This window comes from Variovorax sp. LjRoot84 (assembly GCF_964254305.1).
Classification (GTDB): domain Bacteria; phylum Pseudomonadota; class Gammaproteobacteria; order Burkholderiales; family Burkholderiaceae_C; genus Variovorax.
Genome location: NZ_CAXUTE020000001.1, coordinates 5,328,657 through 5,341,274 on the forward strand (window position 1 = coordinate 5,328,657; position 12,618 = coordinate 5,341,274).

The window sequence follows — 12,618 nt, forward strand, 5'->3', positions numbered from 1 at the left end:
GGCGGCAAGCAGGCCGCCGCCTCGCGCGTTCAAAGCTTGAACGCCACCACGTCCTGCCGCTGCTCCCCCAGCCCCTCGATGCCCAGCGTCATCACGTCGCCCTTCTTCAAATAGAGCGGCGGCTTCATGCCGAGGCCGACGCCGGGCGGCGTGCCGGTGGTGATGACGTCGCCGGGCACAAGCGTCATGAACTGGCTCACGTAGCTCACGATCTTGGCGATGTTGAAGATCATGGTCTTCGTGTTGCCGGTCTGCATGCGCTTGCCGTTGAGATCGAGCCACATCGCGAGCTTCTGCGGGTTGGGCACTTCGTCGCGCGTCACGAGCCAGGGGCCGATGGGGCCGAAGGTGTCGCAGCCCTTGCCCTTGTCCCAAGTGCCGCCGCGCTCGATCTGGAATTCGCGCTCGCTCACGTCGTTGATGACGCAGTAGCCGGCCACGTAGTCGAGCGCGCTCTTCTGCGAGACGTAGCGCGCCTGGGCGCCGATCACCACGCCGAGCTCCACCTCCCAGTCGCTCTTGACCGAGTTCTTGGGCAGCATGACCGGATCGTTCGGGCCCTGGATGCAGCTCGTGGCCTTCGTGAAGACCACCGGCTCGGCCGGGATCGGCAGGCCCGACTCGGCCGCGTGGTCGGCGTAGTTGAGGCCGATGGCGATGAACTTGCCGACATCGGCGACCGGGCTGCCGTAGCGCGGCTTGCCCTTGACCAGCGGCAGCTTGTCGGTCTTCAGCTTGCGCAGCTTGGCCAGCGCGGCATCGCCCAGCTGCTTGGGGCCGATGTCCTCGACCACCGCGCTCAGGTCGCGCAGCAGACCCTTGTCGTCGATGAGGCCGGGCTTCTCCTTGCCGGGGTTGCCATAGCGAACGAGTTTCATGTGTGCCTTTCTTGTTGCGAGTTCAGTAAGTGGAGCGGCCGCCGGACAGGTCGAACACGGCGCCGGTGGAGAAGGAGCAATCTTCGGTGCAAAGCCAGCTCACCATCGCGGCGATCTCCTCCACCGTGCCGAAGCGCCCCATCGGGATCTTCGAGAGCATGAAGGCGATGTGCTCGGGCGTCATCTGGTCGAAGATCGCGGTCTTCACCGCGGCCGGCGTCACGCAGTTGACGCGGATGCCGGTGTCGGCCAGCTCCTTGCCGAGCGACTTGGTGAGCGCGATCACGGCCGCCTTGCTGGCGCTGTAGGCGCTGGCGTTGGGATTGCCGTCCTTGCCAGCGACCGAGGCGATGTTGACGATGCGGCCATGACCCTGCTTGCGCATCTGCGGCACGACCTCGCGGCAGCAGAGAAAAACACCGTTGATGTTGACCTCCATCACCTCGCGCCATGCATCCACCGGATAGTCCCAGAGCCGGGTGTTGGGCCCGGTGATGCCGGCGCTGTTGACCAGCGCATCGATGCGCTTCGCCTGCGCCAGCGTGTCCGCCACGGCCCTCGCCACCGAGGGCTGCTGCGACACGTCGACCGCGAGCGCGAAGGCCTTGGCGCCGAGCGCCCAGGCCGCCTTGGTGACCGCTTCGCTGTCGCGGTCCCACAAGGTCACGCTGCCGCCGGAGGCGATGAGCCGCTGCGCGATGCCGTAGCCCAGGCCCGTCGCGCCGCCGGTGACGACCGCGTGCCGGCCGGCGAAATCGAGCTGGTTCATATGGTGATGCCGCCGTCGGCCGCGTAGGCCTGGCCAGTGACGAACTGCGATTCGTCGCTGGCGAGGAACACGACCAGCGGCGCGATCTCTTCTGCCTGCGCAAGCCGGCCCATCGGCTGGCGCGCGATGAAAGCCTTGCGCGCTTCGACCGGGTCGGCATTGGCGTTGATGCGCTCGCCCAGCGAGGGCGTGTCCACCGTGCCGGGGCACACCGCATTGCAGCGGATGCCCTGCCCCACGTAGTCGGCCGCGACACTCTTGGTGAGCCCCAGCACCGCGGCCTTGGTGGTGCCGTAGACGCAGCGGTTCGGCAGGCCCTTGATGCTCGAACACACGCTGGCCATGTTGATGATGCTGCCGCGGCCCGCGGCCAGCATGCCGGGCAGCACGGCCTGGATCAGCCAGAACTGGGCCCGCACGTTGAGGCGGAAGGCGAAGTCGAGGTCGTCGTCGGTGGCCTGCAGCGCAGCGCCGTTGTGCACCACGCCAGCGCAGTTGAACAGGATGTCGAGCGTGGGCAGGGTCTTGGTGAAGGCGTCGATCGCGGCCTTGTCGAGCACGTCGAGCTTGGCGGCCTGGATGTTGGCGACGCCTGCGTAGCGCGCGAGCAGCTTCTCGTTGACGTCGGTGGCCCAGACCTGCGCGCCCTCGGCGGCGAGTGCGAGTGCGCTGGCATGGCCGATGCCCTGCCCGGCCGCGGTCACGAGCGCGGTCTTGCCCTTGAGTCTCATGGGATGTCCTTGTTGGAATCTGGGTCGAAAAAGGGACGCGATGCAGGCGTTCAGGGTTTGGCCCGATGGCTGCATCTCGGTGAGAATCGTATTCTGAATTGGCCTTACCACTTGTCCAATTCAGGACAACCCTTAAACCCATTGACCCACGTGCCCCTGCAGACCGTCGAACCCAGACGCCTTTACCGCCAGATCGCCGACCAGCTGCGCGCGCTGATCGCCAAGGGCGAGTTCGCGGCCGGCGCGCGCCTGCCGGCCGAACGCGACCTGGCCAAGCAGCTGGGCGTGAGCCGGCCCTCGGTGCGCGAGGCGCTGATCGCGCTCGAGGTCGAGGGCTGGGTCGAGGTGCGCACCGGCTCGGGCGTCTACGTGCTCGACCGCTCGCACCGCGCCGCGGCGCCCGTGGCCGCCACCGAATGGGGCCCGCTCGAATTGATCCGCGCCCGCCGCGTGGTCGAGGGCGAGACCGCGGCGATCGCGGCGGGGCTCGCCAAGCGCAAGGATATCGATGCGATGACGCGCGCCATCGAACGCATGCGCGAGCTGGCCGACCGCAACCTGATGCCGCTCGATGGCGACCGCGCCTTCCACCTTGCGATCGTCGAGTGCTGCGGCAACGTGGTGCTTTCCGAAACGGTGCAGGCCTTCTGGGATTCGCGCAAGGGGCCCATCTTCACCCGGCTGGGCGGCTACTTCGAGACCGTGAAATCGTGGCGCAGCGCCATCGCCGAGCACGAGGCGATCCGCGACGCGATCGCCGCGCGCGACGCCGACGCGGCGCGCCGCGCGATGCACGCGCACATGGACAAGTCGCACCAGCGATTCAGCGCGAGCTGGCGCCGCGCGAATGCCGCTTGATACTTCAAGGACACACACGATGAACCCCTTTATCCGCCTCCACCCCGCCGACGATGTCGTCATTGCGCGCGGCCAGCTGCTCGGCGGCACGCCGGTCGAAGGCGTCGCCGCGCGCGGCCTGATCCCGCCCGGCCACAAGATCGCCATTCGCGCCATCGCCCAGGGCGAGCCGGTGCGCCGCTACAACCAGATCATCGGCTTCGCGAGCAAGCCGATCGCGCCCGGCGAGCACGTGCACACGCACAACCTCGACATGGGCCCCGACAAGGGCCACTTCGACCGCGACTACGCCTACGGCGCCGACGTCAAGCCGCCGCCCGCGCGGCGCGAAGCCACCTTCATGGGCATCAAGCGCGCCGACGGCCGCGTGGCCACGCGCAACTACATCGGCGTGCTGACCAGCGTGAACTGCTCGGCCACCGCGGCGCGCGCCATTGCCGACCACTTCTCGCGCAAGACCAATCCGGCCGCACTCGCGGACTACCCCAACGTCGACGGCGTGGTCGCGCTCACGCACGGCACCGGCTGCGGCATGGACACCGGCGGGATGGGCATGCAGATCCTCGAACGCACGCTCACCGGCTACGCCACGCACGCCAACTTCGCCGCCGTGCTGGTGGTCGGCCTGGGCTGCGAGGCCAACCAGATCAACGCCTGGCTCGCGACCGGCAACCTCGCCGAGGGCGAGAACTTCCGCGTCTTCAACATCCAGGACACGGGCGGCACGCGCAAGACGGTGGAGAAAGGCGTGGCGCTCATCAACGAGATGCTGCCGCGCGCCAACGCGGTGAAGCGCGAGCCCTGCAGCGCGGCGCACATCACCATCGGCCTGCAGTGCGGCGGCTCGGACGGCTATTCGGGCATCAGCGCCAATCCGGCGCTGGGCGCCGCGGTCGACCTGCTGGTGGCGCACGGCGGCACCGCCATCCTGTCGGAAACGCCCGAGGTCTACGGCGCCGAACACCTGCTCACGCGCCGCGCGGTGAAGCGCGAAGTGGGCGAGAAGCTGGTCGAGCGCATCCGCTGGTGGGAGCACTACACCGAGATCAACGAGGGCGAGATGAACAACAACCCCTCGCCCGGCAACAAGGCCGGCGGGCTCACCACCATCCTCGAGAAATCGCTGGGCGCGGTGGCCAAGGGCGGCACCAGCAACCTCGAGGCGGTGTACGAATACGCCGAGCCGGTGACGGCGCACGGCTTCGTCTACATGGACACGCCGGGCTACGACCCGGTGAGCGCGACCGGCCAGGTCGCGGGCGGCGCCAACATGATCTGCTTCACCACCGGCCGCGGCTCGGCCTACGGCTGCGCGCCCTCGCCCTCGCTCAAGCTCGCGACCAACTCGGCGCTGTGGCAGCGGCAGGAAGAGGACATGGACATCAACTGCGGCGAGATCGTCGAAGGCACGGTGTCGATCCAGGAGATGGGGCAGCGCATCTTCGAGCTGGTGCTGGCCACGGCCTCGGGCGAGCAGAGCAAGAGCGAGAAGCACGGCTACGGGCAGAACGAATTCGTGCCGTGGCAAGTCGGCGCGGTGATGTAGCCGGATTGGAAATTTTCATGCCCCAAACACTTCAAGCATCCACCCTCCGCACCCAAGTCGCCGCCATCATCGCCGGCACCGGCAGCAGGCCCGCCGAAGCCGAACAGGTCGCCGCCAACCTCGTGCTCGCCAACCTCAGCGGCCACGATTCGCATGGCGTGGGCATGGTCCCGCGCTATGTCGACGCCGCAGCCGAAGGCGGCCTCAAACCCAACGCCAGCGTCAAGATCAACCTCGACACCGGCCCCATGCTCGCCCTCGACGGCCAGCGCGGCTACGGCCAGATCGTCGGCGTGCAGGCGATGGAGCTCGCCATCGCGCGCGCCAAGCAGCACGGCAGCTGCATCCTCTCGCTCGCCAACGCGCACCACCTGGGCCGCATCGGCCACTTCGCCGAGATGGCGACCGCGCAGGGCCTGGTGGCGATGCACTTCGTCAACGTGCTCTCGCGCCCCGTGGTCGCGCCCTGGGGCGGCGGCGACGGGCGCTTCGGCACCAACCCGTGCTGTATCGGCATACCGATCAAGGGCGCAGTGCCCTTCATCCTCGACTACGCGACCAGCCGAGTGGCGCAGGGCAAGATGCGCGTGGCCCACAACAAGGGCGAGCGCGTGCCGCCCGGCTACCTCATCGACGAGCACGGCGCGCCCACCGACGACCCCGGCGTGGTCGTCGTGCCCCAGAGCAACGGCCTCTTCGGCGCGCTGATGACCTTCGGCGAACACAAGGGCTACGGCATGGCGGTGGCCTGCGAGCTGCTCGGCGGCGCGCTGACCGGCGGCGGCACCTGGCACCGCCCCGCCGACACCGCACGCACGGTGCTCAACGGCATGCTGGCGATCGTGATCGACCCGGCCAAGCTCGGCACGCAGGCCAGCTTCGAAGAGGAGGCGAGCGCTTTCATCGCCTGGCTGCGCCAGAGCCCGGCAGGCCAGGGTTTCGACGCGGTGCAGATCGCGGGCGAGCCCGAACGCAAGGCGCGTGCGGCGCGCGAGCGCGAGGGCATCTGGCTCGACGACGCGACCTGGGGCGAGATCGTCGCGGCCGGGGCGAAGGTGGGCGTGAGCCTCGGCTGAGGCAGCCGAAAGTCCGGCTCGCCGCCCAATCCTTCAGGCGCGACGCGCCTTCAGCGCAGCTTGTCGTTGGCCCTGATCTCGGCGCTCAGCTTGCTGGCGACATCCGAACCCGCACGGTTCGCCGCGAGGCTGAAGTTGCTCTTGAATTCGCTGAACTCCGCGTTGCCCGATCCGGCAGCACGCACGCTGGCAACTTCCTGGCCGGACGCATCCGTGACCTTGCACGCGATCTCGCTGGTAAAGCGCGTCGGCGGCCAGGTGAACGGAGACGGCGATCCGGAGGTGGTCTTGATCTCGGGCGTGAAGACCAGCGCCACGCCCGAGTCGCGCATCGCGTTGGCGTCGGCCGTCGAACGGATCACGACCACGTCCGCGTACACCGAGCGAAGCGCTTCGCGGATCGCCTTCTCCAGATCGCGATACGGGTAGTAGCTGACGCGGTCGCCGCCGCCGCCTTCGGTGGTCACTTCCTTGGCGCGGTCCGCATCGGTCATTGCATAGGCGACCTTCTTCTGGATCAACTGGGACTCGACGCGCTCCGGCGTCTTCTCGGCGCTGACCACGATGGGGTGGGCACAACCGGCGAGAACGGCAACGACCGCGGTCGCGGCACAAAGACGAACAAAACTGCGGATGGGCATGGGATCTTTCTTTTTCACTTGCTGATGGCGGCGATGAACGCCGGGTCTGTGTACACCTCGCGCAGCAGCGCGCGCACGAGGTTCGGGTATTCGGCCTGCCCCTTCGGGATCGCCACCGCGCCCGCGAAGCTCGACTCGAAGCTCGTCTGCGCCGAATACACCTTGCGCAGCCTTTGCTTGCCGTCGCGGGCGACCGTCAGCTCGACGTCCATCAGCCCGGTGCCGGTCGATATGTTGGCCACGGCGATTTCATTCTTCTGAATGACCGTGTCGATGCGCGTACGGGCGGCGGCGTCGTACAACGAGATTTCCTTCAGGTCGCCAACCAGCGCGTCTTCCAGGTACTTGGCGAAAGTGCCGCTGCCCGACCGAAAACCCGCGCCGCGCAGCGACAGGTTGTTGACGGCGTTGTTCGCGTCCGTGGGCTGCACGGTCGCCACGGCGACGCGCTCCGCCGGGACGCGCTTCAGGCGGTCGAGCGCTTCGTAGTCGCTGGAGTAAGGGGGTGCGATCAGTTGCGCGCAGCCGGTGGCTAGAAGCGCAGCCGTGCACATCGAGATCAGTCTCAGGCGTGATGCCATCTCTCGCTCTTTCTTCTGGTTGTTTGAGGAGCGGGAAATGTAACTTGTTGTACAGCAAAGGCCGCCGCGCCCTGAAACTGCCCCCCAGGTTTCGCAAACGTTCGTGAAATTTCTCTCTCAGGCGCCTCATGAACCGAGCGTCGGTCCCCTTCCCCCGAACGCGGGATGCCAAACGCGAAGGCGGCATTTCCGCCGCGGGGCTTCTTTTCTAGATTGCATGCACGCGCGTTTCATTCAGCGCGTGCCGATCGAAGGAAGGAAGGACCATGCAGTTCCAAAAAAATCGCCTTGCCACCGCTGCGCTCCTCGCCGCCTGCGCATGGATCGCCACCGGCTGCGACATGACGCCCGGCGTGATCTACGTTGCCAACGGCGCCGACTTCAACGTGATGAGCCTGACCGATGCGCAGGACGTCTGCGACACCGCCGCCCGCGTGGCCTACCTGAGCTGGTGGGACTCGGCGACGCTGAAGGGCTGCTGGGTCCGCGAACGCGGTGAGATCGTCGCGCGCTTTCCGGGGATGGCGGAGCGGCGGATTCCTGTGGGGGACTTTCAGCGCACCGAGCTGGCGGGGTACAGGAATTTGACGCTGGACTGAGCGCCCGGCCATACATCCTTTAGTGGATGGCGCCCGCGGGCGCGCGGGTCATCATGCGGCCTGCGACCACTCTCGGAGCCGGCAGCATGGGTTTCATCGTTCTTCCCCCCGGCAGGTGGCAGGTGATCTGCGCGAGCAGCGCGGTCTTCGAGGTCGACAACGCGGCCAGCACCGCGGACAAGCAGCTCGACTTCGGCGAAGAAACCAAGCCGCCGCTGGTCGTCGACCTCGTCTCGGGCGCCATGCGCCAGCTGAAGGACGGCGAATCGTGGAACGCGGCGACCGACATCGCGGGTGCGCCGGTCTCGACCCCGCTCCCCGCCATCACGGTGGAAGCGGCGCGCGCCAGGTCGGCCACCGCGCCGGCCACGCGCGCACGCGAACGGTCGATGCGCCTCGCGCCCATGGTCGACGACGCGATGAAGCTGCTGCGCCATGCGGCATCGACCAAGAGCCCCGACATCGACGACGACCTGCGCAACGCCATCATCTCGACCCACGACCTCGTCGGCCGCCACGCGGCAACGCTCGAGGACGAGCAGAAGTTCTTCAAGGCCTACCAGGAACTGACCCGCAAGCTCGCGCCCGTGACCGCCGAAACGCTGCAGGCATCGATGCAGCGGCTGCCCCCGCTGTCGTCGCTGTTGCAGTTGCGCGGCAACTTCATGACCCGGATGTCGGGCATGACCTGGGGCCGCTTCATCCACGCGGTGCTTTTCGTCGTCGTGCTCATCATGGCAGCCCTGGCGCTGGGCCACCAGACCATCGGCAGCGCCGCGCTGGCGCGCCACAAGGCGCTGAGCGACGACATCACCAAGCTGGCCGACGACAGGGTGAAGCTGCAGGCCGCGATGTTCGACAAGCAGGCGCTGGCGGACAGGGACCGATCGGAGCCCGGGTCGCCTGCGGCGCGTGCCATTGCGAACGCGGTGCGGCAGGCCGGGGACGAACTGGTGGTGAAGAGCGAGCAGAAGAAGCAGCTCGAATCCGAAAGAGACGGCATCCCGCCGACACTGGGCCGCTGGGAGCAGCGGCCGTGCGACACGTGGCTGCTGAAGGCGTGGCTGTGCCTGGACAGCGGCAATGGCAACGGCGGCAACGTCCGCAACGGCAACGGCAACGGCACGACATCCGCCGCCGAAGTGCTGGACAGCGCCAGGACCACGCTGGACCGACTCAACCGCATCGTGCTGCCCCTGCTCTTCGGGCTGCTCGGCTCCTACTCTTACCTGCTGCGCAACATCAGCCTGGAGATTCGAGCCCAACAGTTTGCGCCGCACTCGTCACTGCACCACATCGCGCGGCTCTCGCTCGGCGCACTGGCCGGCATCGCATCGACCTGGCTGCTGACGCCGCAGCAGGTGGGGCTGTCGAGCAGTCTGCCGATATGGACGCTGGCGTTTGTGGCGGGGTACGGGACGGAGCTGGTGTTTGCGTTTATGGATCGGATTGTTTTGGCGTTCAAGGCTTAAGCAGCTTGCAGCTGCCAGCAGGTGTTGGTCCCACAAGAAGTCGGGCAGCATGCCCACCCACCTCCTTGGGCGAGTCAGGCGCCATGGGCTCCCCTCTCTCCAATGCGTGCGCCTGTGGCAGCCATCACTTATCTCGTTGAGGACAATGCGATCATCAGGGAAAACTTGATTCCTACGCTGCACGATCTTTCCAACTGCAGGGTCGTAGGGTTTGCCGAAGGCGAGCATGACGCGAGCGAGTGGCTCGACGGCCACAACGGCTCCTGGGACTTGGCGGTGGTCGACCTCTTTCTCAAGGATGGGTCAGGGCTCGGTGTTCTGAAAGGGTGCGACCAGCGACAGCCGCACCAACGAGTGGTCATCCTCACGAACTACTGCACGGTCGACATCCGTGCGCGATGCATGGCTCTGGGTGCGGATGCTGTCTTCGATAAATCTACCGAGCTGGACGGGTTTTTCGACTTCTGCAATGCGCCAAAAGATACCCCCATGTGACGCGCCTGGACTGCGCGAGCTGGAACTTCTCCGTGCGTTACCGCACGGACTCATCGCGCTTGAAGTCGTTGAAGAGAAGAACGAGAGCTCGGCGTTCGTCGAGATGAAGTACGTTAGACCATTCACCCCGCAACGGCTGCCAGGGGCGTGGCCGGCTCGATGCCGGCTGTCCTCGCTCGATTCGCTCAGGTCTTCGTGCGCGTTCTTCCTCTCGGCAATGAGGCTTCGGAGAACTTGTCCAGATGAAGGCTTGCAACTTCGTCTGCTACCAGCTCAAGGACCTTGCTCACGTCGTTGGTCGAAGGCGAATTTGCGTAGGCCAGCGTGAGCACTGTCAAGGGATGCAGGCCCAACACACGAACCAAGGCATCGATCTTCGTGAGCGTCGGAACATTCACGCCTCTCTCCAAGATGCTGACATACGTTCGCGACGACACCGTGTCAAACGCCTCTTGCGAGATCCCCACAGCCACCCGCGCAGCGCGAAATGCACGAGGGAAGTTCGGTGGCGGAACAGGGGGAGCACGGCGACTTGGCACCGCCCAATTCCCCCATATAGAATGGGATAGAGCTACAAAGTATATGGCGAGTTAATAAGACTGCCCGCATGGGATTCGCGAGCAGGCAACCAGTGCGGCGCGGTCCACGTTGCGTGGCACCAGCAAGATCGATAGCGCGCAGTTCGACTGCGCTCCAGGAGCGAGATTAACTTGACCCGTGCACAGATCTCATCGCCGTTCCCAACCGCCCGACCCCTGCGGCTGCCGGCATCGGTGACGCGCATCCAGCCGCTGCGCGAGGGGCCGCCCGCGCGCAGCAGGCCCGCCTCCCTGCTCGGGAGCCAGGTGCGCGCCCTGCGCATGGCGGCTGGGGCCTCAGGTGGTGAGCTGGCTGCGCGCTGCGGCATCTCGCGCTCCATGCTCTCGCGCATCGAGCGCGGGCTGGTCTCCGCTTCCGTCGAAACCCTGGACCGCATCGCCAGCGGCCTGGGCGTGCCGATCTCGCGCTTCTTCGGCGACCAGCCCAGCCGCACGGACTTCAGCCACGTGCGGGCGGGGCACGGGATCCAGGTGGACCGGGTCGGTGCCGTGGCCGACTACCGATACGAGTTGCTGGGGCATCTGCTGTCGGGCAACCTGTTCGTGGAGCCCTACCTGGTGACGCTGCTGCCGGGGGCCGAGCCTTACGTGACCTTCCAGCACCCCGGACTGAAGTTCCTGTACCTGCTCTCGGGCGAGGTGCGATACCGCTATGGGGCGAAGGTGGTGGAGCTCGGCGCGGGGGACTCGCTGCTCTTCGAAGCCTGCGCGTTGCATGGCATCGAGGCGATCGGCACGCAGCCCGTCACGTACCTGTCGGTGGTGTTCACTCTGCGCGATTAGATTGATGACGTGCAGGAGCGCGACGACTGGGGGGCGCTCATGATCGTGCGAAGCACGGCCGCAGAGGTACAGAAAGGGTACACAAAGGATGCAGTTGGGCTACACCCCTGGACGCATGCGCGTCGTGATGTGACGCTCTCGAAGCGATCGTGCCGATCGTTCGAACGGGGTGCTCGAAGGCGCGGCGCCGAATGCGTTTGCTTAATTGTTAAGCAGCCCAGCCCCCATACGCCATACGCACCTACCAGGTGCCCGGCAACCCGCACGGTTGCTCGATTGTTCGGTGTTACTTGCTCGGCAAGAGGTCACACCGATCGGGCGCAAGGCCGCATGCAGCCTTGACCCTGAGGTGTTACCGGCTTCCTGGGGGCGTTCGTCGGTACTCACGGCTGCAGCTGCCCTCAAAACCGCTACCGCGTGCGCGCGGGGCGGCCGGTCGCGGGTGCGCGCGGCCGGTGCGACGCCCCGCCAACCCGCATGGATGCTGGCGCGCGGAGCGATGTGGCTACGTCGCCTCAGACCCAATGCCTTTGGTAACACGCTGGGGGACGAGTTCCAGAGTCTCTTGAAGGGGCTGACGGGGCTGCAGCTGATTCGGATAGGCCTGGAGCAGGAAATACGCTGGACCTCCCTTACCTTGATTCACCTCGCACCTGGCGAAGCCGCGGGGGAGCTGACCGCGTTCGCTTTCAAAGCGCAGTCGCCTTCGGAGGCGCGCGGCCGATGAGCGAAGACATGTTCCTTCGACCGGGCTTGATCCACGCAGCCGCGAGCACCAAAGGTCTTCAACCAACAACCGGTTCAGCAGATTCCTTGATTCCCTGACCGAAGACGGTTTCAGGTACCCACCAAGGCAGCATCGACACCACATCGACCATCTCCTCCAGCGGGCTGGTCTTCTTGCGTCGCGGCATGTTCGCTCCTCGTCGTTGTTCGTACGGCGGCACCGGACGTGATTGCCCGGCACTCTAGCCAAGGAGGCGCCGGCATGGCGATTTCATGCGAGGGCTACGACCGCTTTCGTGACTATTGCCACAGCATGAGGCGACACGCAGCGCGGCGTTGCATCTTGCACTTGTAGTACTAAACTATTCGCCATTTCAACCCACAAGGAGACGCGCCATGGGTACCCCCACCGAGATTGCGAAGCAAGGCTACACAGCTTTCGCCAGCCGCGATATTCCTGCGCTCCTCGCGCTCCTTGCAGATGACGTGGAATGGCGATTCCTGGGCAGTCCGGAAACCGGTACGCAATATGGCGGAACCTGCAAGGGCAAGCAGCAGGTGGCTGAATTCTTCGGAAAGCTCGCGCAGGCCGATGAGATCCTGGAGTTCGAGCCTCGCGAATTCCTCGAAGGGCCCAATCATGTGACGGTCCTCGGCCGCGTAAAGAGCAGGGCGCTCCCGGATGGCAAGGTGCACGAGTCCGAATGGGTGCAGGTCTTTACGTGGAAGGACGACACCAAGATCAGCCGTTGGATTGGGACGGGGGACACGGCCGCCAGACTCAACTCGAAGTAGCCGGGTATCGACAAAAATTGTTACCGGAGTTGTTACTTTCGACCGACGCGGTTACAACCCTGGCTTTGC

General features: G+C 66.1%; 15 protein-coding genes. 8 read left to right on the top strand and 7 right to left on the bottom strand.

The window, feature by feature from the left end:
- Positions 1-29: 29 nt before the first annotated feature.
- Genes ACSQ9I_RS26320 through ACSQ9I_RS26330 form a run of 3 tightly spaced genes read right to left on the bottom strand, consistent with a single transcriptional unit; the run spans position 30 to position 2,378 of the window.
- A complete protein-coding gene (locus tag ACSQ9I_RS26320) occupies positions 30-878 on the bottom strand; it encodes a fumarylacetoacetate hydrolase family protein (protein ID WP_436305541.1) in 849 nt (282 codons plus the stop codon).
- A gap of 22 nt (positions 879-900) precedes the next feature.
- Positions 901-1,647 (bottom strand): SDR family NAD(P)-dependent oxidoreductase, encoded by a 747-nt coding sequence (locus tag ACSQ9I_RS26325; protein WP_436315028.1) that lies wholly within the window; start codon positions 1,645-1,647, stop codon positions 901-903.
- Positions 1,644-2,378 (bottom strand): SDR family oxidoreductase, encoded by a 735-nt coding sequence (locus ACSQ9I_RS26330; RefSeq protein ID WP_436293708.1) that lies wholly within the window; start codon positions 2,376-2,378, stop codon positions 1,644-1,646. Before ACSQ9I_RS26330 ends, ACSQ9I_RS26325 begins: the two co-directional genes overlap by 4 nt.
- Positions 2,379-2,528: 150 nt before the next feature.
- On the opposite strand from ACSQ9I_RS26330, the gene ACSQ9I_RS26335 reads away from it, so the two are divergent.
- Genes ACSQ9I_RS26335 through ACSQ9I_RS26345 form a run of 3 tightly spaced genes read left to right on the top strand, consistent with a single transcriptional unit; the run spans position 2,529 to position 5,858 of the window.
- The gene (locus tag ACSQ9I_RS26335; protein WP_436315831.1) at positions 2,529-3,236 is read left to right on the top strand and encodes a FadR/GntR family transcriptional regulator; all 708 of its coding nucleotides are present in this window, start codon (positions 2,529-2,531) and stop codon (positions 3,234-3,236) included.
- A gap of 19 nt (positions 3,237-3,255) precedes the next feature.
- Entirely contained in the window at positions 3,256-4,782 is a 1,527-nt protein-coding gene (locus ACSQ9I_RS26340; RefSeq protein WP_093103837.1) for a UxaA family hydrolase, read from the top strand.
- Between the two features lie 17 nt (positions 4,783-4,799).
- Positions 4,800-5,858: a malate/lactate/ureidoglycolate dehydrogenase gene (locus ACSQ9I_RS26345; protein WP_436315029.1), complete on the top strand. Its 1,059-nt coding sequence runs from the start codon at positions 4,800-4,802 to the stop codon at positions 5,856-5,858.
- A gap of 50 nt (positions 5,859-5,908) precedes the next feature.
- Here ACSQ9I_RS26345 and ACSQ9I_RS26350 read toward each other — a convergent pair whose 3' ends face one another.
- On the bottom strand, positions 5,909-6,499 hold the full coding sequence (locus tag ACSQ9I_RS26350; RefSeq protein WP_436315030.1) for a hypothetical protein: 591 nt from the start codon (positions 6,497-6,499) through the stop codon (positions 5,909-5,911).
- A 14-nt stretch (positions 6,500-6,513) separates the two neighbouring features.
- Positions 6,514-7,080: a hypothetical protein gene (locus ACSQ9I_RS26355; protein ID WP_093103834.1), complete on the bottom strand. Its 567-nt coding sequence runs from the start codon at positions 7,078-7,080 to the stop codon at positions 6,514-6,516.
- Between the two features lie 266 nt (positions 7,081-7,346).
- Here ACSQ9I_RS26355 and ACSQ9I_RS26360 point away from each other — a divergent pair, with 266 nt between their 5' ends.
- The 3 genes from ACSQ9I_RS26360 (at position 7,347) to ACSQ9I_RS26370 (ending at position 9,646) form a co-directional block, all read left to right on the top strand.
- Positions 7,347-7,679 (top strand): hypothetical protein, encoded by a 333-nt coding sequence (locus ACSQ9I_RS26360; RefSeq protein ID WP_436315031.1) that lies wholly within the window; start codon positions 7,347-7,349, stop codon positions 7,677-7,679.
- 86 nt (positions 7,680-7,765) lie between these two features.
- On the top strand, positions 7,766-9,151 hold the full coding sequence (locus tag ACSQ9I_RS26365; RefSeq protein WP_436315032.1) for a hypothetical protein: 1,386 nt from the start codon (positions 7,766-7,768) through the stop codon (positions 9,149-9,151).
- 114 nt (positions 9,152-9,265) lie between these two features.
- Entirely contained in the window at positions 9,266-9,646 is a 381-nt protein-coding gene (locus ACSQ9I_RS26370; protein WP_436315033.1) for a response regulator, read from the top strand.
- A 185-nt stretch (positions 9,647-9,831) separates the two neighbouring features.
- Here the strand turns inward: ACSQ9I_RS26370 and ACSQ9I_RS26375 are convergent, their stop codons facing one another.
- A complete protein-coding gene (locus ACSQ9I_RS26375; RefSeq protein ID WP_436315034.1) occupies positions 9,832-10,185 on the bottom strand; it encodes a helix-turn-helix domain-containing protein in 354 nt (117 codons plus the stop codon).
- Positions 10,186-10,491: 306 nt separating this feature from the next.
- Between ACSQ9I_RS26375 and ACSQ9I_RS26380 the strand changes: the two genes are divergently transcribed.
- Complete coding sequence (locus ACSQ9I_RS26380; RefSeq protein WP_436315832.1) at positions 10,492-11,028, top strand: helix-turn-helix domain-containing protein; 537 nt, start codon at positions 10,492-10,494, stop codon at positions 11,026-11,028.
- 785 nt (positions 11,029-11,813) lie between these two features.
- On the opposite strand, the gene ACSQ9I_RS26385 is transcribed toward ACSQ9I_RS26380, so the two are convergent.
- Positions 11,814-11,942, bottom strand: a complete 129-nt coding sequence (locus tag ACSQ9I_RS26385) for a hypothetical protein (RefSeq protein WP_436315035.1) — start codon at positions 11,940-11,942, stop codon at positions 11,814-11,816.
- A gap of 208 nt (positions 11,943-12,150) precedes the next feature.
- Here ACSQ9I_RS26385 and ACSQ9I_RS26390 point away from each other — a divergent pair, with 208 nt between their 5' ends.
- Positions 12,151-12,549: a nuclear transport factor 2 family protein gene (locus tag ACSQ9I_RS26390; RefSeq protein ID WP_436315036.1), complete on the top strand. Its 399-nt coding sequence runs from the start codon at positions 12,151-12,153 to the stop codon at positions 12,547-12,549.
- The last annotated feature ends 69 nt before the right edge of the window (positions 12,550-12,618 follow it).

Excerpts from the sequence above, each read along its gene's own strand:
- ACSQ9I_RS26320 (WP_436305541.1), bottom strand. The coding sequence starts at position 878 with ATGAAACTCGTTCGCTATGGCAACCCCGGCAAGGAGAAGCCCGGCCTC.
- ACSQ9I_RS26325 (WP_436315028.1), bottom strand. The coding sequence starts at position 1,647 with ATGAACCAGCTCGATTTCGCCGGCCGGCACGCGGTCGTCACCGGCGGC.
- ACSQ9I_RS26330 (WP_436293708.1), bottom strand. The coding sequence starts at position 2,378 with ATGAGACTCAAGGGCAAGACCGCGCTCGTGACCGCGGCCGGGCAGGGC.
- ACSQ9I_RS26340 (WP_093103837.1), top strand. The coding sequence starts at position 3,256 with ATGAACCCCTTTATCCGCCTCCACCCCGCCGACGATGTCGTCATTGCG.
- ACSQ9I_RS26345 (WP_436315029.1), top strand. The coding sequence starts at position 4,800 with ATGCCCCAAACACTTCAAGCATCCACCCTCCGCACCCAAGTCGCCGCC.
- ACSQ9I_RS26350 (WP_436315030.1), bottom strand. The coding sequence starts at position 6,499 with ATGCCCATCCGCAGTTTTGTTCGTCTTTGTGCCGCGACCGCGGTCGTT.
- ACSQ9I_RS26355 (WP_093103834.1), bottom strand. The coding sequence starts at position 7,080 with ATGGCATCACGCCTGAGACTGATCTCGATGTGCACGGCTGCGCTTCTA.
- ACSQ9I_RS26360 (WP_436315031.1), top strand. The coding sequence starts at position 7,347 with ATGCAGTTCCAAAAAAATCGCCTTGCCACCGCTGCGCTCCTCGCCGCC.
- ACSQ9I_RS26365 (WP_436315032.1), top strand. The coding sequence starts at position 7,766 with ATGGGTTTCATCGTTCTTCCCCCCGGCAGGTGGCAGGTGATCTGCGCG.
- ACSQ9I_RS26385 (WP_436315035.1), bottom strand. The coding sequence starts at position 11,942 with ATGCCGCGACGCAAGAAGACCAGCCCGCTGGAGGAGATGGTCGATGTG.
- ACSQ9I_RS26390 (WP_436315036.1), top strand. The coding sequence starts at position 12,151 with ATGGGTACCCCCACCGAGATTGCGAAGCAAGGCTACACAGCTTTCGCC.